Genomic DNA, 19,376 nt, shown 5'->3' with positions numbered 1-19,376 from the left:
CAATGCGACCTACGCCCAGACGGCCGCCGGGCACACGATCCCCGCGGGCGCGTCCCGCACGGTGACCGTGCCGCTGCTAGGAGGACCAGGCCCACGACTTCACGAGCACCGGCCCGTACGGCTTCAGCCACCGCTGCCACCAGGGTCCTGGACTGCAAGACCCAGGGCGCGGTCACGACGCAGACGGTCCAGTTGGCAAGCGAGCCCGGCCCGGTCTCGGTCGGCGGCAGCGGCGCGGACACCACCGACCGTGCCGCGACCGGCGGCTCCGCCCTCACCCCCGTGATCGCGGGCGTGGCCATCGGCCTGGTCGTGATCGGTGGCGCGGTCCTGGTCGTCCTGCGCACGAGGGACACGGCGCCCGGCGCCTGACTCAGCAGCCGATCGGGGACGAGCCGACGGCCACGTCGTCGAACCACAGGGTGTCGTCGCCGGTTCCGTAGCTCTCCCAGCCCAGCCGCAGGGCGGTCGGCCGGGGCGGGGTGGTGCGGGAGAGCCACTGCTGGTCGACGTCCTGCGTCGGTACGCCGTCGGCATGCAGTCCGGGCACCTGTTCGCCGCCCAGCCAGGTGTCCAGCTTGGGCGCGGAGGTGTCCACGGCGAACCGCAGGCACTGCCAGCTGCCCGTCGGCAGCGGCCTGCTCAGCGCCACCCCGGCCGGGCTCTGCGCGGGAAGCTTGGCGTCGTCGCTCTCCCGGTTCCACTGGAGCGCGCCGTTCTGACCGCCGACCCGGAGCGCCCGGCCGCCCTGGGCGGTGTCCGGCATCGACACGAAGGTGACGTGGGAGGAGGGCAGCGCGGTGGTGTGCCGGACCCACAGGCGGACGTACAGCACCGGGCCGGCCGACGACAGGTCGGCGGTGGCGGCGACGAAGGCGTGGTTGCAGTAACCGGCGCGCCCGTCCACCCGCAGTGACCGGGTGCCGCCGTGGGCGACAGCCGTGTCGACGGCGACCGTGCCCGTGCCCTGGCAGTCGGGCGCGGTGAAGCGCCAGTCGCCGGCCGGGGAGGGGCCGGTCTGGTCCTCGAAGCCGCTGCACAGCACGGCGTTGCCGCAGTCGGCGGGTGGCTGGGTGGGGGGTGGGGTGCCCGGCGTGGTGGGCGGTGTGGTCGGCGGTACGGTGCCGTCGTCGCCGCAGGGCACGCCGTTGAGACTGAAGTCGGTGGGCGGGGGGTCGGCGGACTGCCAGGTTCCCTGCAGGCCGAACTCGGCGGCGGCGCCGCTGGGCAGAGCGGCGTTCCAGTCGGTGCCGACGGCCGTCACGGAGCGGCCGGTCTGGGTGACGGTGGCGTTCCAGGCGGAGGTGACGTGCTGGTCACCTCCGTAGGTCCAGGTGAGCCGCCAACCGCTCAGTGCGGCACCGAGGTTGGTGACGCGTATCTGCGCGGTGTAGCCGCCGGACCACTTGTTGACGGAGTAGTCGACCCGGCAACCGGCGGCTGCACCGGTGCCGCTGCCGCTGGCGGGCGCCGCGACGAGGAGGGACACCGCCAGCGCGAGGATCGCCGCGGCCACCGTCCAGGGGGTGCGCACCCATCGAGGGCATCGCGCGGGCTGAGAGGGCATGTACGTCTCCGAGCGTGAGGGAGGGGGAGGGGGCTGACACTCGATCGATCGACTGGGAGCGCTCCCAATACGCCTGAGGGCGCATGCCGCCGGTCGGCAGGGCCCAGGCAGCAAGGTGTAGTCACTGGGCGGGGTCCAGGCGCTGGGCGGGCCCGCTCGGCGGCGGACCCGGCCCGGTCTGGCCGGGCCGGGTCCGATCGGGTGAGGCGAACCGGTGACGCCGAGGTCAGCGGAAGTTCACGTCACTGCACAGGAAGTACGTCTGGTCCATGTGCGACGCCTGCCAGATCGTGTAGACGACGTGGCGGCCGCTGTAGCCGGACGTGCTCACGGGGATCGAGTAGTTCTGGCTGGGCGCGTACTTTCCCGTGCGGGCGACCAGTTGCAGGTCCTTCCAGGTCAGCGGCTGGGTGGTGGGGTCGAAGCCCTGCCGGGTGACGTAGACGAGGAAGTAGTCCGCGCCGTGGCTGGCCTGGTCGTACAGGTGCACGGTGAAGTTGGCGCCGATGTCCGTGGTCTTCCAGGGACCGACGGTGTCCAGGGAGTTGTAGCGGCCGCTCTCGGTGTGGCCACCGCTGCACAGCTGCCCGTCGGGGACGACGGCCTGGAAGTTGCCGGCGGAACCGTTGCGGTACAGGCCGTTCCAGTTCCACATGGCGTTGGGGTCGGCCTGCCACGCCTGCCAGCACATGGGGTCCTGCTGCGCCATGGCCGGGTTCTGGAAGTCGCTGCCCCAACGCTGCCAGCAGCCGTAGTTGCGGGACGCGGGGTCGATCACCGAACCGTGCGCGGAGGCGGTGCCGCCGCCCCAGGTGATGAGGCCGGCCAGGACCGCGACGAGGGTGCTCAGGACGAACAGCAGGCGGCGGCCGGTCGTACGTACATGCTCATGACAATGCATGACGGGGTTCTTCCTTGTGGGGGTGTCGGTTTCACTGAGGGTCGCGGGGCATGGGAGCGCTCCCGCGCCTTCCAGGCTGCTGGGCGCGCGTCGGTGCGGCAACAGCTTGTTTCCGCCAAAGCCGGAGGACCCGGAACACCGTGGGAAACGGCACCGGTCGGAGAATGGCCGCCCCGGCTCCGGCGAGGGGCATGACGTGCGGCGCACAGTCCCCGAGCACACGGGCGCGCCCGGAGGCGTCCGCACGGTCGAGGCCCCCTTTCGGCTGGGACCGACCGGTTGGGCGGAGGAAGCCGCGTCCTTCTCCCGTTCGCGGGGGGACGAGGCGCGGAAGGCCCCGGCGGTGCCGCTCGTCCTCGCCGGAGAGCGGCAGGTCGACATGCCTTTCGTGCGAGGCGCCCCGAGGCACCGGCTCCTCCCGGCCGGTCCCCGGCGGGGCGGCGGGGGTGGGTCATGCTCCGTGGCGGACAGCGTGCCGGATGGCGTGAAGGCACCGGAGGCCTCCGCGCCGGCCCCGGCGCCGCGCCGCGTGACGAGCGGGGTGCGGGGGCGCGGACTAGCCTGGACAGCAGTCGGGCGGCCGTCTCGGCCGAGAGGTCGTCCCGACGCCGATCCTGCGGCCGGCGGACGCGTGGCGGTGTCCGCGGCCCCGAATTCCTCCTCCGCGCGAGCGCCGCATCAGGCCGACGCCCGCGTCGGGCCTCGCGCCCCGTCGGGTGGGCGTCACTTCGTACCGCCGGCGGGTGGACAGGCGGGAGTACGGAGATGGCGTGGAACGTGACCGGTACCTACTTCGAAAGCTGCAACTGCGACACCGTGTGCCCCTGCACCACCTCGGGCCTGACCGCCCCCGCCGACAACGAGCGCTGTCAGGTGACGTTCGCGTTCCACGTCGCACGGGGTGAGGTCGACGGCGTGGACGTGTCCGACCGCAACGTGGTCGTCTTCGCCGACGCGCCGCGCGTGATGGCCGACGGCGGCTGGCAGGTGGCGCTGTACGTCGACGCCTCGGCCGACGACGGCCAGGCCGAGGCGCTGGGCAAGGTCTTCTCCGGGCGGGCGGGCGGACCGATGGCGGCGCTCGTGCCCCTCGTCTCCGAGGTGCTCGGCGTCGAACGCGCACCCATCGACTTCCACGACGACGGCCGCCGGCACACCGTGCGGGTGGCGGACGCCATCCACATCGAGATCGAGGACCAGGTCGCCCCGCAGTTCGGCGGCGACGGTCCCGTGATGAAACTGTCCGGCATGTTCCACCCGGCGAACAGCACGCTGACCGTCGCCAGGTCGACACGGGCCGTCGGCCACGGCGTACACGGCCGCTCCTGGGACTTCACCGGCCACAACGCCCACTCGGCGCCCTTCTCGTGGTCGGCGTGACGCGGCCCGCGACGGCCGCCCGCCGCCCCACGGCCCGCACCGGAGCGGTCCTCCTCACGGCGGCCACGGCCGCGGCCTGGACGTGGACGGCACTGCGCCGGGGCGGCATGGGAGCGGGGACCGCGGCCGGCGAGCTGCCCGCCTTCCTGGGCGCGTGGACGATCATGATGGCCGCGATGATGCTGCCGGCCACGGCACCGGTCGCCTCGCTGTACGCGCGGACCGCACCCGCGCACCGGACGCCCCGCCTGATCGCGTTCACCACCGGCTACCTGCTGGTCTGGGCGGCCGCCGGACTGCCCGCGTACGCCCTGGCCGCCGGAGCGGCACGGGTGGCGACCGCCCATCCCACCGCGGGGACTGCGGTGGCCGCCGCCGTCTTCGCCCTCGGCGGTGCCTACCAGCTCACCCCCCTCAAGGACGTCTGCCTCACCCGGTGCCGCTCACCGGTCGGTTCGCTGCTGCACTACGCGTCGTACCGCGGGCCCGCCCGCCACCTGCGTGCCGGAGCCCATCACGGAGCGTTCTGCCTGGGCTGCTGCTGGTCCCTGATGCTGCTGCTCACCGCGTTCGGAGTGATGAACCTCTGGGCCACGGTGGGCCTGGCCGCCGTCATCACCGCCGAGAAACGCCTGCCACGGGGCCGTCTCCTCGCCCGCGCCGTGGGACTCGCCTCGCTCGCCCTCGCGATCGGCGTCTTCTGGCTGCCCCTGCTGGCGCCCAACCTCACGGGCGGCGGCATGACGGACATGGGCCTGCGGTGACCCTGACCCCGGTCACCGCGTCGCCCGCCTGGGGGACGCCGGGACGCGGGTCGTGCGCGCGTCCGTGCGGTCGGTCGCAGTGGCTGGCCGGCGGCGCACCGCCGTGCGTCTGCGGTGGGCGACCGGGTCGCTGGAGCGGCGCCGGCGGGCTTCTTCGCGTGCCCGCCGCAGTGCCGCCCTCGCCGGGTCCTCTCCCGGCGGAGTGCCGGCGAGCGGCGGCTGGTGCATATGCTGCTCGGCCTCGATCCGGCTGGTGCGGGGACTGCCACACCGTTGCCAGGCGCGGCCGTTCCGCATCTCCGCAAGCCACCGCTTGATCGGCTGCGGGTCGTCGGCGCGGATCGCGTGGCGCGAGGGCCCGCGAAGCGGCGGCGCTTCCCGGTCGTCGGGGCGAGGGGCGCCGTCCGTGCTCTCCGGTCGGGCGCAACGCTCGGCCCAGGGCGATTCGTGAGCGGAGTCGTGGGTCACGAGAACGAGCAACACCCTGTGAAGGTGGCCGTAGACGGCCCTCGGGATCGAGCATCGCCGGTCACCGTGACACAGTGCGACCGCCGTCACGGGCTGCCCCGGAACAGCGGTTGCACGGTGCTCAGTTCAGCCGGGTGGTGGCATAGACCTCGATGGCGTCGCGCTGGTAAGCGGCCAGACCCGGGGCGATCGCCTCGTACGCGGCGCGCCACGCGTCGTTGTCCACGCAGGAGCGGCCCATGGCCCGGTACTCGTCGACGGTCACGGTGCGCAGTGCGATCAGGGTCCGGTACTGGGCGTCGATCTCGGACTGCACCGGCTCGGCATCGACACGGTGCCCGGCGGCCATGAGCTGGGCCAGCCGGACCATCTGCGCCGTGCGCTCGCGCTGCCCGGCCTCGACGTCATGCGGGCTCATCTCGGCGACCCGGCCGGCTACCGCTTGGGCGTGCTCGGGGAAGTCGCGCAGAGACTCCTGGTACTGGGCGGGCGTCACGCCCTCGAACAGGTTCTCCGGTCGGTTGACGGTCATGGGTCTGCCGTCCTTCCTGGACTGTTCCAGTTCGGCGATCGTGCGCGAGACGGTGCCGGCCAGGGCGTCGAGGCGGTCGCGTTCAGCGAGCAGCCGCCGGTGGTGGCCGCGCAGCGCTTCCACCTCGTCGACCTGCTCGGCCAGGACCCGGCCGATCTCGGGCAGCCCCAGGCCCAGGGCCCGAAGCACGAGGATCTGCTGCAGCCGCAGCAGCTGGAGCTCCTCGTAGTAGCGGTGGCCGTTGGTCCCGATTCGGGCAGGCTGGAGCAGGCCGATCTCGTCGTAGTGCCGCAGGGTTCGGGCAGTCACGCCGGACATCCGTGCGACCTCCGCGATCGGCCAGTCCATCACCGTCTCCTTCGCACATGTGTCGCCGGGCCGGTCTCTCCGGCCCTGTCCAGAACGGTAGAGGCTGCCGCAACGGCAACTTCAACCCCGAGACCGATGTTCCTCGCAGTCGAACAGGCAGGGTCTGCGCCCCGAGTGGAACGGACCTCGCCCGCTGCCGAACACCGGTTCCTGCGCCTGGTCTGCTCGGACCCCCTGGTCGTGGCGTGTGGCCCCCGCGGATGGTGAAGGCGCCGGGCACACGTGGGTGAAGGCGGCGTCGGCGGCCGTCACCGGTGACTGCGGTCGTCGAGAGTCGGTTGCAGGGGCAACCCGGCCAAGCGTCGAGCTACGAGTTGTCCGGTCGTCACCGATCGATCAGGGGGCCGGTCACCCGGCCCGCTGGGTCGTCTCCCCGGCCTGGGCGGGTACCGCGGGCAGGGCGACGGTGCAGGAGGCGCAGCGTCGGGCCTCGGCCGGGACGGGGCTCAGGCACTCGGGGCAGTCGCGCTTGGGGGCTTGGACGTCGTGGTGGGGAGCGAGGCGCTCGTGCAGCTTGTTGATCGGGAGTACGACGAGGAAGTACAGGGCGCTGGCGAGGAGGAGGAAGCTGATCGCCGCGTTGATGAAGGTTCCGTAGGGGAACTTGGTGGCGCCTACTGTGAAGGTCTTGCGGGCCATGTCGCCGGTGGCACCGGTGGCCAGCCCCACGAGCGGGGTCAAAAAGGCGCTGACGAAGCCGTTGACGACGGCGGTGAACGCCGCTCCGATGACGATGCCGACCGCCAGGTCGACCACATTGCCGCGCAGGATGAAGCTGCGGAAGCCCTTCACCTTTTCACCCCTTCAAGGCCCATGACATCGACGGGCGGCACCCCGACCCCTCACCGCGCATGCCCTGCCAGGACTCGCCCATACCTGCTGGGCGGAGGCACCACGGCCGCCGCCGGCGCGCCGAGGCCATGGACCATCACGGTGCTGATGGCTCACGGGAGCGGTCCCCGCACTTCCAGGAGCATGGAATGGGCCGGCTGAAGCACCCGAGGGGACATGGAGTGCGTGATCTACCAGAAGCGGACGGGTGAGTGCGAGCAGATCGACTGCCGGCAGGAGGACGCCGGGTGCGAGGTCGCCCTGGACCGTCTGGCGGGCTTGAAGACGGATGAGTTCGCCTGGATCCGCATGCACGAGCCCGACCAGGAGGAGCTCCAGCGACTGGGCGGGTACGTCAAGTTGCATCCACTGGCCATCGAGGACGCGGTACAGGCCCACCAGCGGCCGAAACAGGAGCGCTACGGCGACGTGCTGGCCGTCGCGGTGAAGACCTTGTGGTTCGTCGAGCGGACCGCGGACGTGGAAACCGGCGAAGTGATGATCTTTCTCGGACCGTCCTTCGCGCTGACCGTGCGCCACGGGGCGAACGATCCCACCGTGGAGGCCGCCCGCCGCCTCGCACAGCAGCCTGACATGGCACAGCTCGGACCCGTCGGCGTACTGCACGCGGTGACCGATGTGATCGTCGACGCGTACGCCGAGGCCGCCGCCCAGGTACGCACAGACCTGACGGAACTGGAGCGGTGCGTCTTCTCACCCGCACGGGACGACCTCACAGAACAGATCTACTCGCTCAAACGCGAGGTGGTGGAGTTCCGCGACGCCATCCAGCCACTCGTCCCTGTCATGCAGCCCTTCACCACGGCCGGGAACGACTGGCCGCGGCAGGTCGCGCCGTACTTCCGTGATGTCGCCGACCACCTCACCCGCACCGACACCGAGGTCCGGGCGATGGACGACCTGCTCGCCTCCGTCCTCGACGCCCATCTCGCGAAAGTGGGCACCTGGCAGAACGACGACATGCGCCGCATCAGCGCCTGGGCGGCCATCTTCGCCGTTCCCACGATGGTCGCCGGGATCTACGGCATGAACTTCGCCCACATGCCCGAACTCGACTGGCGCTACGGCTACCCGTGCGCGCTCGCCGTCATGGCCCTCGGCGCCGGACTGCTGTACCGGGCCTTCCGCCGCAACGGGTGGTTGTGACCGGGCCTCGCTGCGCCCAGCCGACTGGACACGACCGTCGCCAGGAGAGATGAGCAAGGTCAGCAAGTTCCGGAACGGTGGTCGCTTCGGCAGGCTGGACTGAAGCCGCTCGCTGGACGTCTGACCACCAGAAGAGACCGCGCTGGAGCCCGGAGCGTCCTTCGTTCACAGAACGTCACCCGGGGCATACGGACTTATGTGTCCCTGCGGCCACCCCGGCAAGAGGAGGTTTCCGATGGACCTGGCTGAGCTGCTCGCGGATGCGATGCGCCGTCAGTGCCTGAGTTGCGAGGCGCTCGCCCATGCAGCCGGAATCCGCGCCCCGCGGATCAAAGCGTTCGTCGAAGACGGAGCCGAAGGGCCGGTCCGCCCGACGCCGGAAGAGCTCACGGAACTGGCCCAGGCACTGTCCTTGCCGCTTCCCGACGTCCTGGCAGCAGCAGGCCAGGACCGTCGAGACGTGGTCCACGCGGGCCACCCCGTGTGATGCACCAGCCTGACGAAACGTCACCATGCCTCGTGGAACACGTCATCCACAGTGAACGGCGCCCGCAGACGGCACCGCCCGGGTCGTCGGCCAGGACGATGCGGGCGGTGATGCGTCTGCCGACCGGCGTCCGCCGCCCGTGTGATCGGAAGGGTGGCTCGGAGTCCCACACGACGATCTCGACCGTGTCACCGGTGACGCGCAGATCCAGCGATACCGGCCCGGACGCGTACTTGTGGGCGTTGGTGCCAGGCGATTCCGCCGTTCAACGACGTAGGAGAAGTCGCAGCAGTCGCCAGGCCCGGTGGCGCCGGTCCGGGTCGGCGGACCACAGGTACACCCCGGCGAGGAGGACGACCGGGGTTCCGGCAAGCAGCACGGGCGCAGTCAGGTCAGGCATCATCGGTTGAGACCCCTTTCATCGGAGAGGCAATCGCGCGGACGCCCGGGCCTGCATGACGGTGATAGTTCTGGCCCGGGAGTCCGTTCGCGGGAGCCGCGAAGTGGCGGCTGACTCAAGGGTCGGGCCTGGGCGAGGCCCTGTGACACGCGCGGCCAAGAGCCACCACTTCTGTACGAAATCCCTCTGACAGCAGCATCCGGCCGAGCGGTTTCCGCGAGCCTGCCTGAACTTCTTTACAGAAGCTGACACTCTTGGCACACTGCCGGCCACCATGAGTGATTCAGCCGTAACTCCGTCGGACGGTTCAGGCGTTGGGGACGGGCTGGACGTCCTGCGCAGCCGATTGCAGCGGCTGCGCCTGCACAGTGGTCAGCCGAGCTTCCGTGAGATATCCAAACGCACCCACAGGGCCATCAGCCACACCACAGTGAGCGCGGTGCTGCGCTGCGAGAAGATCCCGAAATGGGGCCAGCTCGAACTGGTCGTCGAAGTCCTCGGCGGTGATGTCGCACAGTTCCGATCGCTGTGGGTGGCTGTCGCCGAGGGATCACCAGCGCCGTTGACGCCCGAGCGCTCCGAGTACCTGCTGGAGACTCGACCGGACTTGGCGGCAGCGAGCACCGAATCCGAGACGGTGCTCACCCTGCGACGCGAGCTCGAGATCGAGAGTCGGCGGCGAAGAAGCGAAAGCTCCGCACTGACGTACGTATGGCGCCGGCTGATGACGCCCACCCCCGGCTGCACGCTTGGCATCGCCCACGTGGAGGAAGTCCCGAGGGGGCCCATTCTCATCGCCATGGATCAGACGTACGAGCTTCAGCTGCGACTGACGATCCAGGCGCCTGGCTACCGCATCGAGTCGGCTACGGTCACGGAGCTGACCCCGGGAAGCAAGTGGCCGGCAGTTGACGACGTGCTGCCGATCGAGATCACCACAAGTCCAGGGGGTCACCTCGCGCATCCGCGGGGAGCCAGGATGAGAGTGTTGTGGGACCTGGTTCCGGAAAGTGTGTTCGGCGATACGTAGTGCATTCGCGGGGGTTCCATGGCCGTACTTGTCCCGGCCGGATGAGGTCATTCGGGGCGCTGATGGGGTTCTTGCAAGGTGCTGGGACGTGTTGCCGCCGGTGAGCGCCTGTGCGCCGGGCACGCCCTCTCCACGGACACGCACCGGGCGGCGCACGGTCGAACGCATGGGTGCTACAGGGGAAACGTGTCCAGGGCGTGGGGACGGCACGGACTGTCCGAACGGGGAGGACGAGGTCCTGGTCGACGGGGTCCGGTGCGAGGAGTGCCTGCACTACTGGGAACTGGATGCGACCGCGCCGGAGCGCCGGCTGGTGACGGATGACGGGCTGACCCGGCCGACCGGGGACCCGTGGGAAGCCGGGCCGGGAACAGCCGCGTAGTCCTCAGGCCATCCCGGCCCCGCTCCGCGCCACCTCGTCCCAGGGGGAGGCGAGGCCGTCGCGGCGGTGCAGCACCGCCGCCGAGTCCGGGGCGCCGGTCACCGCCTCGCGCGCCGGGCGGCCGCGGGGCCGGCGTGGGGCCGCGGTGCTGCGCGGCAGCGCCTTGGTGGGAATGGGGGCTCGACAGGAGCGTTCACCACCAGCGAGGTCCTGCTCGATCATGGCCGTGCTGCGCCCAGCGCGGGGCAGTCGGCCGGTGACGTCCTTCCCGGCCCATGACGATGACGGCCGACATGCTGTCGGCACTGGTGTGGTGGTCGGTCATGTCAGTTGCTCCCACCGGTGTTCCGGTTGGCGTTGTGTCCGAGGCGCAGGGCAGAGACGAGGAAGAAGATGCCGCCGAGCAGGGCGTAGCCGGCCAGATTGCTCAGCGAGGAGTGAGGGGCGGCGGCCTGCCGGAGGAACGAGATTCCGGCGAGCGTGGAGATGCCGCCGCTCGCGATCATCGCCCACTGGCCTCCGAGGCCGCGTCGCCGCAGAGCGACGACGAGCTGGACGAGGCCCGCTGTGACGGCCCAGACCCCCCACACCCGCAGGACCCCCGGAATGCCGGAGGTGACCGCGAAGACCAGTCCGACGGCGGCGATCGTACTGATCGCGATGTTGGCGTAGAGACCCGGAGCGGACCGGCTCGCTCGGGAGGAGCGGGCATCGACGACGGCGGCGCCCACGTCGAACAGCGGGTAGATCACGAGCAGGGTCGCGCTCACCGGGCCGATGCTCGACGCGGTCAAGAAGAGCACGACAGCCCAGATGAGAGCGAACCCGAAACGAACGAGGTAGAGCCGACGAAGCGCTGACGCGACGGTGACGGGGGCAGGGGTCGTGGTCGTGGTCATGACTGTTCCTTCCACAGGAAGCCGTTGGACTGGGTGCCTGCTGACGCGGAGCGGGCAACGGCATGGGTGCCGGACCCTTGGGAGAAAGACCGTTCTCTCTTGCATTGCGGAGCCTGACACGACTCCCCGGTGATCGCAAGACCGATCGTTCTTTCTGCTACGGTGGGGTCATGGCCACACGGACACGTCCCGCGCCCGGCAACCCGAACGGCAGCTCGTCAGGAGAGCCGGTCCGGTCCGAGGCGCGAGAGCGGCTGCTGTCCACGGCCAGCGGGCTGTTCTACCGCGAAGGCATCCGGGCGGTCGGGGTCGAGCGGATCCTCGCCGAGGCCCCGGCCACGCGGGCGACGTTCTACCGGCACTTCCCCTCGAAAGAGGACCTCGTGATCGCCTACCTGCGTGGCGTCGACACCGGCATACGGGCCGGCGTGCAGGCCACCGTCGAGGCCGCACCGTCCCCGGCCGACGCACTACGCGCGATCGGGACCGCCGTCGCCGACAGCCTCGCCTCACCGGAGTTCCGCGGCTGCGCGTTCCTCAAGGCCGCCGCCGAGTACCCCGACCCCGAAGACCGGGTGCGCCAGGTGATCCTCGATCACCGAGCCTGGTACACAGCCACGCTCACCGAACTCTTCGCGCAGGTCTTCGGGGACTCACCGCGTCGCGGCAAACCGGAACACGCCGCCCGGCACTTCGTCATGATGCGCGACGGCGCCATGAGCGGCGCCCACCTCGACGGCGTCGACAGCGTCGGCGCCGCGTTCCGCCGCGGCGTCGAGGGCCTGCTCACCGTCCTTCACTGAGCACCCACATGGACGAGGACTGTTCCTGGCCTTGCGGGGACGACGACGGAACAGCGTCCGCAACTCGTGTCGTACACGACATCGCGGGAGCGGACGCAGCGACCGGCGCATGCAGGTCCGCATGCGCCGGTCGGCATGGTGTGTCTCAACCCCGCGGGTGGCGGGTTACTTGATGTGGACGAGGCCGTCGGTGGTGACGGTGGGACGGCCGCTGGTGCCCACGACGACGATCTTGACTGTGTGCTTGCCGCTGCTGGACCAGCTCTTGGTCCAGATCGCCTGCCGGTACGACGTCGTGGAGGACTTCAGGTCGACGGTGGAGACCTTGGTGCCGTCGACGTAGACGTAGGCCTGGCCGGAGCTGGAGGCCCGGGAGACCACCCAGGCGACCGAGCGGCCGGTGAAGGTCCAGGTGAGGGCGGCCCCCTTGGAGGCGCTGGAGTACGACTTGCCGCCGAGGTAGCTGGTGGAGGAGCGGGTGCTCCAGGTGCCGGACCTGGTGGCGGAGCTCTCCTGGAGGATCATCGGGGTGTACGCGGGGGAGGACGTCCGGTAGTTGCCGGCGTAGTCGTAGGCACGCATCGACCAGGTGGTGGCGGTGCCGGACTTGGCGGTCGTGTTGTAGCCGGTCGTGGCGGGGGTGAAGGTGCCGGTCGTGGGGGACAGCAGCTTCACGTGACGCAGGGCCTTGTCGTCGGTGGCCTTCCAGCCGAGGGCGACCGGGACGGCGGTGGTGTCGACGGTACCGGTCCGCAGGGACAGCTTCGGCGTGGTGGTGAACGTCGGAGCCGTCGTCTCCGCGACGACGGTCAGTGCGGCGCTGGTCGTCGACTTGCCGGACTGGTGCACGGCCCGGACGGCGACGCTGTGGCTGCCCACGGCCAGGGTGGTGGTGGCGGAGGTGGCAGCGCCGGACGTCGTGGCGACGGGCTTGCCGTCGACCAGCAGCTCGAACTTCGAGATCAGCGAAGCCGGTGTGGAGGCCGTCCACTTCGCGGTGAGGGCGCCCTGGGTGTAGTACGTCGAGCCGGAAGGGGTCGCGCCGCTCACCGAGGTGACCTTCAGCCCCTGGACCGGGCCGGCCGCCCAGGTGCGGATGGTCGGCAGCTGGTCGTAGAGCAGGCCCCCGGGGCACTCGGTGTTGTAGCCGTCGCGGTGACCGGAGATCCGCTGGAACGTGTAGGTGCTGCCGGCGGTGAAGCTGGTGCCGGAGAGGTTCTTCTGGGTGGCACCGGCGGTCAGCTGGGCCGTGCCGGTGGGCTGGGCGCCGTACTGGCCGAGCTTCCAGGCCGCGAGGCGGGCGATCGAGGCCAGTGCGGCGTTGGAGGCGCTGGTGGTGGTGTAGTCACCGAGCACCGCGACAGCGGTGGACTCCCGGTTCCAGCCGTAGGTGTGGGCGCCGAACACCGGCAGGTCGACCCCGCCCTTGCGCCCCTCGAAGAGGGTGCCGCACTTGTCGACGAGGAAGTTGTAGCCGATGTCCTTCCAGCCGCTGACCTGCACGTGGTACGCGTAGATGCTCCGCACGACCGATGCCGAATCGGCACAGGAGTAGTCGTTCGCCCCGTCGGTGTGGTGGACGAACACGGCCTTGACGTCGTCGTTGTACTCGGGCGCTTCCGGGCTGATCGACTCGTCCGCGCCCCAGCCGGCACGCGCGACGATCGGCGGCCGCGGCACGGTCGAAGGCGGAGCGGACGGCGTGGTGGCCGAAGGGCTCGCGGAAGTGCTCGTTGATGGCGACGAGGAAACCGACTCGGTGGGGCCGGGCTCGGACGTGGTCTCGGCCGGCGCGGGAGACGTGGCGGTCTGGCCGTCCGTCGGCGCGGCGGGGACGCTGTCGCTCGGCGTGGGCGATCCGGTGGGCGTCGCGGGGTCGGCCGGCGCGCTGCCGCTGGGGTCCGGAGTCTCAGCGGGGACGGCGAATCCGGCCGGCTCGGCGGTCGACACCACACCCGGGTCGACCAGGTTGACCTCGAGTCCACCGGGCAGCCTGCCGACGTGGCCGTTCTCGCGGACGACCTGCACCTGCACGGCGTTCGAGGGGCCGACCCACAACGGCTCCGAGGCGCCACGCACGCGCGGGCCCGGCTTCTCCAGCGGGTCGACGTTCACTTCGAGGTTCCGCCAGGCACTCCAGTCGCCGGTTCCGAGGCCATGGGTACGCACCCGCACCGTGCCCCCCCAGCCGCTTGGCGGCACCCGTCCACGAGACGCCGAGCAGGGAGAACTCCTCGGTGTCCTCGCGCGTGAGCTCCCGTCTGTCCTGCGAACTCCCGGCCAGCGACAGGTCGTAGACCTTCGCCGGTCGTTTGGCACGCTCGGCGCCCGGACCCCCGGACGGGCTGGCGACCGCATAGGTCACGATCCCTCCCCCGCCCAGCACCACAGCACCGAGCGTCAGCCACGCCCGTCGCCTGAAGCTCAGCGGTCTGTACGCATGCGACGTACGACTGCTCACGACGTATCCACCCCACAGAAGGCCGGCAACGGCCGCAGAAGAAAGAAGATCGGCACACCCGTCACACGGATGACCCGTTCTCTCAGCGGGCGCCGGCCCGCAAACGTCACAGGCAAACGGACAGCCGTGACGCGCATCACAGCTGGATACGCCGCGGTAATGCACCAGGACCCTGCCGGGAGTGGCGTGGGTGAGGCTGTGGGCGCAAGGCGGGAACCAACGAGCGTACTCATCACGGTGGTAGGGAGACGATGTGACCGCGATAGTGCTCATCTCCGGAAGTCTGCGGCGCGACTCGGTGAACGGTGTCGCCATCGCCACGGTCCGGACCCTGTTGCTCCGGCGGGAGCCGCAGCCGGACACGGTGCTGCTGGACCTGCGGTCACTGCCCTACTACGACCAGGACCTCGACGTGGGAGAGGGGCCGCAGCCGGTCGCACGCGCACGGCGGCTGGTCGCGAACGCGGAGGCCGTGGTGATCAGCACTCCGTCGTACAACGGAGGCGCGCCCGGTGTGCTGAAGAACGCGCTGGACTGGTTGTCCCGCCCCTGGGGCGACAGCGCACTGACCGGGACGCCGACGGCGCTGCTGAGCGCCTCCCCCGGCCCGCGTGGCGCGGCGGACGCGCAGCCGGGGCTGCGGATCAATCTGGAGCGCTCGGGGGCGGTGCTCATCGACCATCCGCCGGTGGCACTCGGCAACGCCGAAGGGATGACCCGCACCAGGGCGGGGTTCACCGATCCCTCGGCACTCGCCCTGCTCGGCGAGTTCACCGACGCGGTGTGGGCCGGCCGTCGGCACACGACCGGCCCCGCGCATGACGGCCTCCGTGTGACGCCGGTGTTCTGACCGGGACCGGCCACCGGAGTCACGCCGGTTCGTCCAGCCGAATGGTGTGCGCGGTGTGCGTCACCTTGGCGCGCAGGTAACCGACGTTGTAGGGAGTCGCGAAGGCACTGGTAGGGATGGTGTTCCGCACACGTATGCCGTGCCTTCTCAACTGCTCGCGCTTGTCGGGGTTGTTGGTGAGCAGGTCGATCTCCGTGTATCCGAGGGCCTGGAGCATCTGTTCCGCGACCGCGTAGTTCCGCAGGTCGTCCGCCAGCCCCAGGGCCCGGTTGGCCTCGTAGGTGTCCAGGCCCCGGTCCTGCAGTTGGTAGGCGTCGAGTTTGTTGTACAGGCCGATGCCGCGGCCTTCCTGCCTCAGGTACAGCAGCACACCCCCCGCCGTCTCGATCATCCGCAGCGCCTCGCCGAGTTGCGGACCGCAGTCGCAGCGGGCGGAGCCGAACACATCTCCGGTGAGGCACTCCGAGTGCACCCGCACGAGCGGGATCTCCGGGGTCTCGGGGCCCAGCAGCAGGGCGAGGTGCTCATGCCCGTCCGAAAGACCGTCGAAGGTCACCATGGTGGCCACGGTGGGCTTGTCCGTACCGCGGTTGAGGGGTACCTGGACGCTTCGCCGGATCCGTGCCCGCCCGGGAACGGCGGTCGCGGATTCGCCAGGGGCGACCGGATACGCGTCGTACTGCGGGTGATGTCCGTGGACCTCGTCCAGGAAGTCGTGCTGACGCACTAGTGGCCTCCGCTCTCTTCGGTTCTTTCCTCAACTTCCGCTCCACGCGGGACGGGTGCGCAGCAGGCACCACACCCCGATGGAGGCTGCCGCCCCCAGCACGAGGAAGGTCGGCAGCAGGCCCAGGGCGTCGTCGACCAGCAGGACCGTGGTGGACGAAAGCAGGCCCGCCCCGCCGGCGAGCAGCCACAGCACTCCGGACGCCCGGCCCAGTACCTCGGGCGGGAGGAATTTGACGCGCCCCATGACGACGGCGGCGGTCACCATGCCACCCCCGAACTGCCCCAGGAGCAGTGCGCACAGGAACAGGGGCCACATGGGAACGGCCAGCAGCGCCAGGGTCGCGGCGCGCAGCGCCAGTCCCGTCGTCAGCCACCGCCAGGCCCTGAACACCCGGCGCTGCGAGACGAACAGGTTGCCCACCAGACCGCTGAAGTTCACGGCCGCGATGACGAGGCCGACCGATTCACCGTCGAGCCGCCACCCGTGCGCGAGGTGGTACAGGAGCAAGGAGGTGAGGCCGGCCCCGCAGGCGATGTCGGTCACGAGTTGCACCACGAGGAGGGTCCGCATCCTCGGATCGCCGAAGATCGCGTGCAGGGCGGGGCGCCACTGCTCCCACATCCGCTGCCGGTCCCCGCAGGGTACGACCGCGGGCGGGTGCACCCCGAGAGCCCATACGGCCAACGGCACGAAGAACGTGGGGAGGTTCAGCCAGAGCAGGCCCGGGTACCCGAGATGCGGGAGCAGGGCGGCGGCGATGACGGGTCCCGCCATCGTCGTCGCGAGGTACATGCTGTTCAGGGTGCCCCGGGCCCGGACCGGGCTGGCGGGGAAGGTCGTCGCGACCCCGGTGATCCAGCCCGTGCGGTAGGCCGCGCCTCCGACCGCCACCAGGAAGGCGCTCAGGAAGAGCGACCATGTGGCGGGACCGTGCCGCAGCAGCAGGAGGTTCATCCCCGTCGCGGCGCCGGCCTGGAGGAGAAGACCGTAGACGACGAGTTCCCGCACGCCCCTGCGATCGGCCACCTGCCCGAACGCGGGCGACAACAACCCCGCCGCGGGCACCGCGGCGGCCAGCAGGGTCATCACGCCGAGCGAGCCGGTGCGGTGGTACGCGAGGAGAGGCAATGCCACGGCGTACAGTGCCTCTCCCAGGTTGTTGACGACGTTTCCGGCCGCGAAGATCAGGAAGTCGCGGTCGCGGAAGGGGGACGGTTCGCTCTCCCGCTGGTCCGTCCGGGCCGGGGCGCTCCTGGGCACTCCGCCGGCAACGCTCACAGTGATGTCTTTCCGGCATCGGCCAACGAGGGGTAGTCCGCCGTCGTCCCCGGCAGCCACAGGTCTCGCAGCGGAGTGAGCACCCGGTCGGGCGCCGCCTCGCGGTCGAGCCGGAACAGTCGCAGGTACCCGCCGCGGCCTCCGACGACGATGTAGGGCTCGCCGGTGCTGCCGCGCAGGGCGGCCACGCCTTTGGCGAAGTCCGGCAGGTCCTCGTTCAGAGCCAGGATGGCCCCCGTCTCGTAGTCGTAGGCGGCCAGTTGGAAGCCGTAGGTGACCACGCAGAGGGTGTTGTCGATCAGGACCGCGCTCTCGGCCGTGTTGTCCAGCAGCTCTATGAACTGACGGGACTCCTTGTCCTGTCCGACCAGGTACTCCTTGACTCCCACGCCCCCGGTCACCCGCACCATGTCGCCGTGAACGGTCAGGCGCTTCGGGTAGTGCCCGAGGTCGACCGCCCAGTCCTCGGCGCCGTCCGCGTCGTAGGCGGCCAGCCGGCCGTTGCGGGCTCCGAGGAGTCGGCGGCCGTCGTCCAGGTAGCCGCAGACCCAGGCGCTGGTGGGCAGGCCGTCGAGCACGGCGAGCTGCTCGCCGGTGCCGGCGTCGAACTCGAACCCTCCCGCGTTGCAGGCGACGAGCAGCCGTCGGCTGTCCGGCGAGAGGGCGAGGGTGTGGACGATGCCCGGCAGTTCCCGCTCCCACATCGTCCTGCCGTCACCCGCGACGCGGCGCACGGTCTTGGGCCAGAAGACGCCGGCCCACCCGTCGTCGGCCTGGACGAGCCGACGGGTGAAGCCCAGACCGCTCGTGTAGGTGTCGCCCGGTATCAGGGCCGGGTGGCCCGGAGCGGGGTCGACCAGGCGCACCAGGCAGGTGCCGTGGTCGGTCGCCGCGACGAGGGCCCGTTCGTCGCCGGGCACCGGTTGCAGCTCCCAGACGCTGTGCCGCGCGAAGCCCAGGCGCCGCACGAACTCGCCGTCCGGTGTGCAGACCGTGACGTCGCCGTCCTGGGTCAGGACGTACACCTGTCCCTCGCGGTCCACGGTGATGTCGATGAGCTGGTGGCTGAAGCCGCCGATGCGGTGGAGCACGCGCAGCTCCGGCTCACGGTTGTCGAAGATCATCAACTCGCCGTCGAAGCCTCCGACGTACGCCTTGGTGAAGTCGGGCGAGAACGCGAGAGCCTCGACGTCGTTGCGGGCGTACAGCATGCGCTCCCCCACCGTGCCGTCCAGCGACATGGTCAGGACGCCGTTGGCGATCAGCAGGTCGTCGCCGATGCCGCCGTCCAGGGTCGCCCAGAAACGGTTGTGGCGCCCGTCGTAGACGAGCCGGTGGATGTTGGAGCTGTCGACCGTCACCACGGTCGGGAAGGAGAGCGTCTCCAGATCGCCGATCTGGATGCGGCCGTTGCGGTCGCCGACCGCGTGCACACCGGGCGCGTCGGTGCAGAACCACTCCAGCATGTCGTAGCCGTGCGGCCAGATCACGATGCGCTCGACGGTGAAGGTCTCCAGGTCCAGGACGACCAGCTGGTAGTAACCGTTGTCGACGTACACCTTGCCGTTCCACACACCGATGCCGCGCAGCATGGTCAGGGAGGGCTGCTCGCCCTCCATGAGCAGTGACCGGTCGGCTGTGGCCCTGGCGTCCAGGCGGTCGAGCAGCCGCAGCGAGTCGGCGTCCCAGCGGGCGATGTTGCCGACCTTGTCGCGCGTGATGATCCAGTCGCCGACGATCTTCACTCCGTAGATGGGATGCGCGGCGGTCGCCTGGGCGGTTGCCGAGTCCGGGGAGGAGGACAGGACGTTCAGCTCGGAGTCGAGCCAGTGCAGGCCGCCCCTGACGTCGGCCGCCAGGATGCCGCGATCGTCGTCGCAGACGATCCGCGTGATCCTCTCTCGGATACCCATGGGAAACCTCATTCTGTGTGGTGACGGCTGGTAGGCCGAACCGCGGCGATGGCGGGCCGACGGCCGGCCCGCGGTCTTCCCGGGCTCCGCCCGGGGGGCAGTCCGCACCCCCCGGGCGAGCAGGGCGTGTGGGAGTCATGCCGCGGACTCCCTCACACGCCTAA

18 protein-coding genes and 1 pseudogene are annotated in these 19,376 nt (G+C 70.6%); 8 read left to right on the top strand and 11 right to left on the bottom strand.

The window, feature by feature from the left end; genetic code table 11:
* The first annotated feature begins 192 nt into the window (after nucleotides 1–192).
* Nucleotides 193–372, top strand: a complete 180-nt coding sequence (locus ACZ5DC_RS25240; protein ID WP_468656253.1) for an LAETG motif-containing sortase-dependent surface protein — start codon at nucleotides 193–195, stop codon at nucleotides 370–372.
* A 1-nt stretch (nucleotide 373) separates the two neighbouring features.
* On the opposite strand, the gene ACZ5DC_RS25235 is transcribed toward ACZ5DC_RS25240, so the two are convergent.
* Both ACZ5DC_RS25235 and ACZ5DC_RS25230 read right to left on the bottom strand, forming a co-directional pair.
* Nucleotides 374–1,567 (bottom strand): cellulose-binding domain-containing protein, encoded by a 1,194-nt coding sequence (locus ACZ5DC_RS25235; protein ID WP_468656251.1) that lies wholly within the window; start codon nucleotides 1,565–1,567, stop codon nucleotides 374–376.
* Nucleotides 1,568–1,793: 226 nt separating this feature from the next.
* Nucleotides 1,794–2,468 carry a lytic polysaccharide monooxygenase auxiliary activity family 9 protein gene (locus ACZ5DC_RS25230; RefSeq protein WP_468656249.1) on the bottom strand — a complete coding sequence of 225 codons (675 nt, stop codon included), beginning with the start codon at nucleotides 2,466–2,468 and terminating at the stop codon, nucleotides 1,794–1,796.
* A 765-nt stretch (nucleotides 2,469–3,233) separates the two neighbouring features.
* Between ACZ5DC_RS25230 and ACZ5DC_RS25225 the strand changes: the two genes are divergently transcribed.
* On the top strand, nucleotides 3,234–3,848 hold the full coding sequence (locus tag ACZ5DC_RS25225) for a DUF1326 domain-containing protein (RefSeq protein WP_468656247.1): 615 nt from the start codon (nucleotides 3,234–3,236) through the stop codon (nucleotides 3,846–3,848).
* Complete coding sequence (locus ACZ5DC_RS25220) at nucleotides 3,845–4,612, top strand: DUF2182 domain-containing protein (protein ID WP_468656245.1); 768 nt, start codon at nucleotides 3,845–3,847, stop codon at nucleotides 4,610–4,612. The genes ACZ5DC_RS25225 and ACZ5DC_RS25220 overlap by 4 nt, the downstream gene beginning before the upstream one ends.
* A 589-nt stretch (nucleotides 4,613–5,201) precedes the next feature.
* Here the strand turns inward: ACZ5DC_RS25220 and ACZ5DC_RS25215 are convergent.
* A complete protein-coding gene (locus ACZ5DC_RS25215; protein ID WP_468656243.1) occupies nucleotides 5,202–5,960 on the bottom strand; it encodes a MerR family transcriptional regulator in 759 nt (252 codons plus the stop codon).
* 369 nt (nucleotides 5,961–6,329) lie between these two features.
* A complete protein-coding gene (gene mscL, locus ACZ5DC_RS25210; RefSeq protein ID WP_468656241.1) occupies nucleotides 6,330–6,773 on the bottom strand; it encodes a large conductance mechanosensitive channel protein MscL in 444 nt (147 codons plus the stop codon).
* Between the two features lie 216 nt (nucleotides 6,774–6,989).
* Here mscL and ACZ5DC_RS25205 point away from each other — a divergent pair, with 216 nt between their 5' ends.
* Together ACZ5DC_RS25205 and ACZ5DC_RS25200 are read left to right on the top strand one after the other, a co-directional pair.
* Nucleotides 6,990–7,979: a magnesium and cobalt transport protein CorA gene (locus ACZ5DC_RS25205; RefSeq protein ID WP_468656239.1), complete on the top strand. Its 990-nt coding sequence runs from the start codon at nucleotides 6,990–6,992 to the stop codon at nucleotides 7,977–7,979.
* A gap of 235 nt (nucleotides 7,980–8,214) precedes the next feature.
* Nucleotides 8,215–8,466: an XRE family transcriptional regulator gene (locus ACZ5DC_RS25200; protein WP_468656237.1), complete on the top strand. Its 252-nt coding sequence runs from the start codon at nucleotides 8,215–8,217 to the stop codon at nucleotides 8,464–8,466.
* Nucleotides 8,467–8,731: 265 nt separating this feature from the next.
* Here the strand turns inward: ACZ5DC_RS25200 and ACZ5DC_RS25195 are convergent, their stop codons facing one another.
* Nucleotides 8,732–8,869, bottom strand: coding sequence for a hypothetical protein (locus ACZ5DC_RS25195; RefSeq protein WP_468656235.1), 138 nt, complete (start codon nucleotides 8,867–8,869; stop codon nucleotides 8,732–8,734).
* A 271-nt stretch (nucleotides 8,870–9,140) separates the two neighbouring features.
* Between ACZ5DC_RS25195 and ACZ5DC_RS25190 the strand changes: the two genes are divergently transcribed.
* Nucleotides 9,141–9,896: a hypothetical protein gene (locus tag ACZ5DC_RS25190; protein ID WP_468656231.1), complete on the top strand. Its 756-nt coding sequence runs from the start codon at nucleotides 9,141–9,143 to the stop codon at nucleotides 9,894–9,896.
* Between the two features lie 385 nt (nucleotides 9,897–10,281).
* Here the strand turns inward: ACZ5DC_RS25190 and ACZ5DC_RS25185 are convergent, their stop codons facing one another.
* Together ACZ5DC_RS25185 and ACZ5DC_RS25180 are read right to left on the bottom strand one after the other, a co-directional pair.
* Nucleotides 10,282–10,500 (bottom strand): hypothetical protein, encoded by a 219-nt coding sequence (locus ACZ5DC_RS25185; protein WP_468656229.1) that lies wholly within the window; start codon nucleotides 10,498–10,500, stop codon nucleotides 10,282–10,284.
* Nucleotides 10,501–10,604: 104 nt separating this feature from the next.
* Nucleotides 10,605–11,177 carry a hypothetical protein gene (locus ACZ5DC_RS25180; RefSeq protein ID WP_468656227.1) on the bottom strand — a complete coding sequence of 191 codons (573 nt, stop codon included), beginning with the start codon at nucleotides 11,175–11,177 and terminating at the stop codon, nucleotides 10,605–10,607.
* A 170-nt stretch (nucleotides 11,178–11,347) separates the two neighbouring features.
* Between ACZ5DC_RS25180 and ACZ5DC_RS25175 the strand changes: the two genes are divergently transcribed.
* Complete coding sequence (locus ACZ5DC_RS25175) at nucleotides 11,348–11,980, top strand: TetR/AcrR family transcriptional regulator (protein ID WP_468656225.1); 633 nt, start codon at nucleotides 11,348–11,350, stop codon at nucleotides 11,978–11,980.
* A gap of 165 nt (nucleotides 11,981–12,145) precedes the next feature.
* On the opposite strand, the pseudogene ACZ5DC_RS25170 reads toward ACZ5DC_RS25175, so the two are convergent.
* Nucleotides 12,146–14,408, bottom strand: a pseudogene (locus ACZ5DC_RS25170) (peptidoglycan recognition protein family protein).
* 286 nt (nucleotides 14,409–14,694) lie between these two features.
* Between ACZ5DC_RS25170 and ACZ5DC_RS25165 the strand changes: the two are divergent.
* Complete coding sequence (locus ACZ5DC_RS25165; protein WP_468656223.1) at nucleotides 14,695–15,291, top strand: NADPH-dependent FMN reductase; 597 nt, start codon at nucleotides 14,695–14,697, stop codon at nucleotides 15,289–15,291.
* A gap of 19 nt (nucleotides 15,292–15,310) precedes the next feature.
* Here the strand turns inward: ACZ5DC_RS25165 and ACZ5DC_RS25160 are convergent, their stop codons facing one another.
* From ACZ5DC_RS25160 to ACZ5DC_RS25150, 3 genes are all read right to left on the bottom strand, one after another.
* Nucleotides 15,311–15,910, bottom strand: a complete 600-nt coding sequence (locus ACZ5DC_RS25160; protein ID WP_468656693.1) for a GTP cyclohydrolase II — start codon at nucleotides 15,908–15,910, stop codon at nucleotides 15,311–15,313.
* Between the two features lie 138 nt (nucleotides 15,911–16,048).
* The gene (locus ACZ5DC_RS25155) at nucleotides 16,049–17,299 is read right to left on the bottom strand and encodes an MFS transporter (protein ID WP_468656221.1); all 1,251 of its coding nucleotides are present in this window, start codon (nucleotides 17,297–17,299) and stop codon (nucleotides 16,049–16,051) included.
* Nucleotides 17,296–19,212 (bottom strand): WD40 repeat domain-containing protein, encoded by a 1,917-nt coding sequence (locus ACZ5DC_RS25150; RefSeq protein ID WP_468656219.1) that lies wholly within the window; start codon nucleotides 19,210–19,212, stop codon nucleotides 17,296–17,298. Before ACZ5DC_RS25150 ends, ACZ5DC_RS25155 begins: the two co-directional genes overlap by 4 nt.
* Nucleotides 19,213–19,376: the final 164 nt, after the last annotated feature.

The sequence above is a fragment of the Streptomyces sp. NPDC031445 genome, from assembly GCF_055581365.1.
This window is presented reverse-complemented; position numbering and strand designations above follow the sequence as displayed.

Excerpts from the sequence above, each read along its gene's own strand:
- ACZ5DC_RS25235 (WP_468656251.1), bottom strand. The coding sequence starts at position 1,567 with ATGCCCTCTCAGCCCGCGCGATGCCCTCGATGGGTGCGCACCCCCTGG.
- ACZ5DC_RS25215 (WP_468656243.1), bottom strand. The coding sequence starts at position 5,960 with ATGGACTGGCCGATCGCGGAGGTCGCACGGATGTCCGGCGTGACTGCC.
- ACZ5DC_RS25185 (WP_468656229.1), bottom strand. The coding sequence starts at position 10,500 with ATGATCGAGCAGGACCTCGCTGGTGGTGAACGCTCCTGTCGAGCCCCC.
- ACZ5DC_RS25230 (WP_468656249.1), bottom strand. The coding sequence starts at position 2,468 with ATGCATTGTCATGAGCATGTACGTACGACCGGCCGCCGCCTGCTGTTC.
- ACZ5DC_RS25175 (WP_468656225.1), top strand. The coding sequence starts at position 11,348 with ATGGCCACACGGACACGTCCCGCGCCCGGCAACCCGAACGGCAGCTCG.
- ACZ5DC_RS25195 (WP_468656235.1), bottom strand. The coding sequence starts at position 8,869 with ATGATGCCTGACCTGACTGCGCCCGTGCTGCTTGCCGGAACCCCGGTC.
- ACZ5DC_RS25190 (WP_468656231.1), top strand. The coding sequence starts at position 9,141 with ATGAGTGATTCAGCCGTAACTCCGTCGGACGGTTCAGGCGTTGGGGAC.
- ACZ5DC_RS25150 (WP_468656219.1), bottom strand. The coding sequence starts at position 19,212 with ATGGGTATCCGAGAGAGGATCACGCGGATCGTCTGCGACGACGATCGC.
- ACZ5DC_RS25180 (WP_468656227.1), bottom strand. The coding sequence starts at position 11,177 with ATGACCACGACCACGACCCCTGCCCCCGTCACCGTCGCGTCAGCGCTT.
- ACZ5DC_RS25225 (WP_468656247.1), top strand. The coding sequence starts at position 3,234 with ATGGCGTGGAACGTGACCGGTACCTACTTCGAAAGCTGCAACTGCGAC.
- ACZ5DC_RS25205 (WP_468656239.1), top strand. The coding sequence starts at position 6,990 with ATGGAGTGCGTGATCTACCAGAAGCGGACGGGTGAGTGCGAGCAGATC.
- ACZ5DC_RS25200 (WP_468656237.1), top strand. The coding sequence starts at position 8,215 with ATGGACCTGGCTGAGCTGCTCGCGGATGCGATGCGCCGTCAGTGCCTG.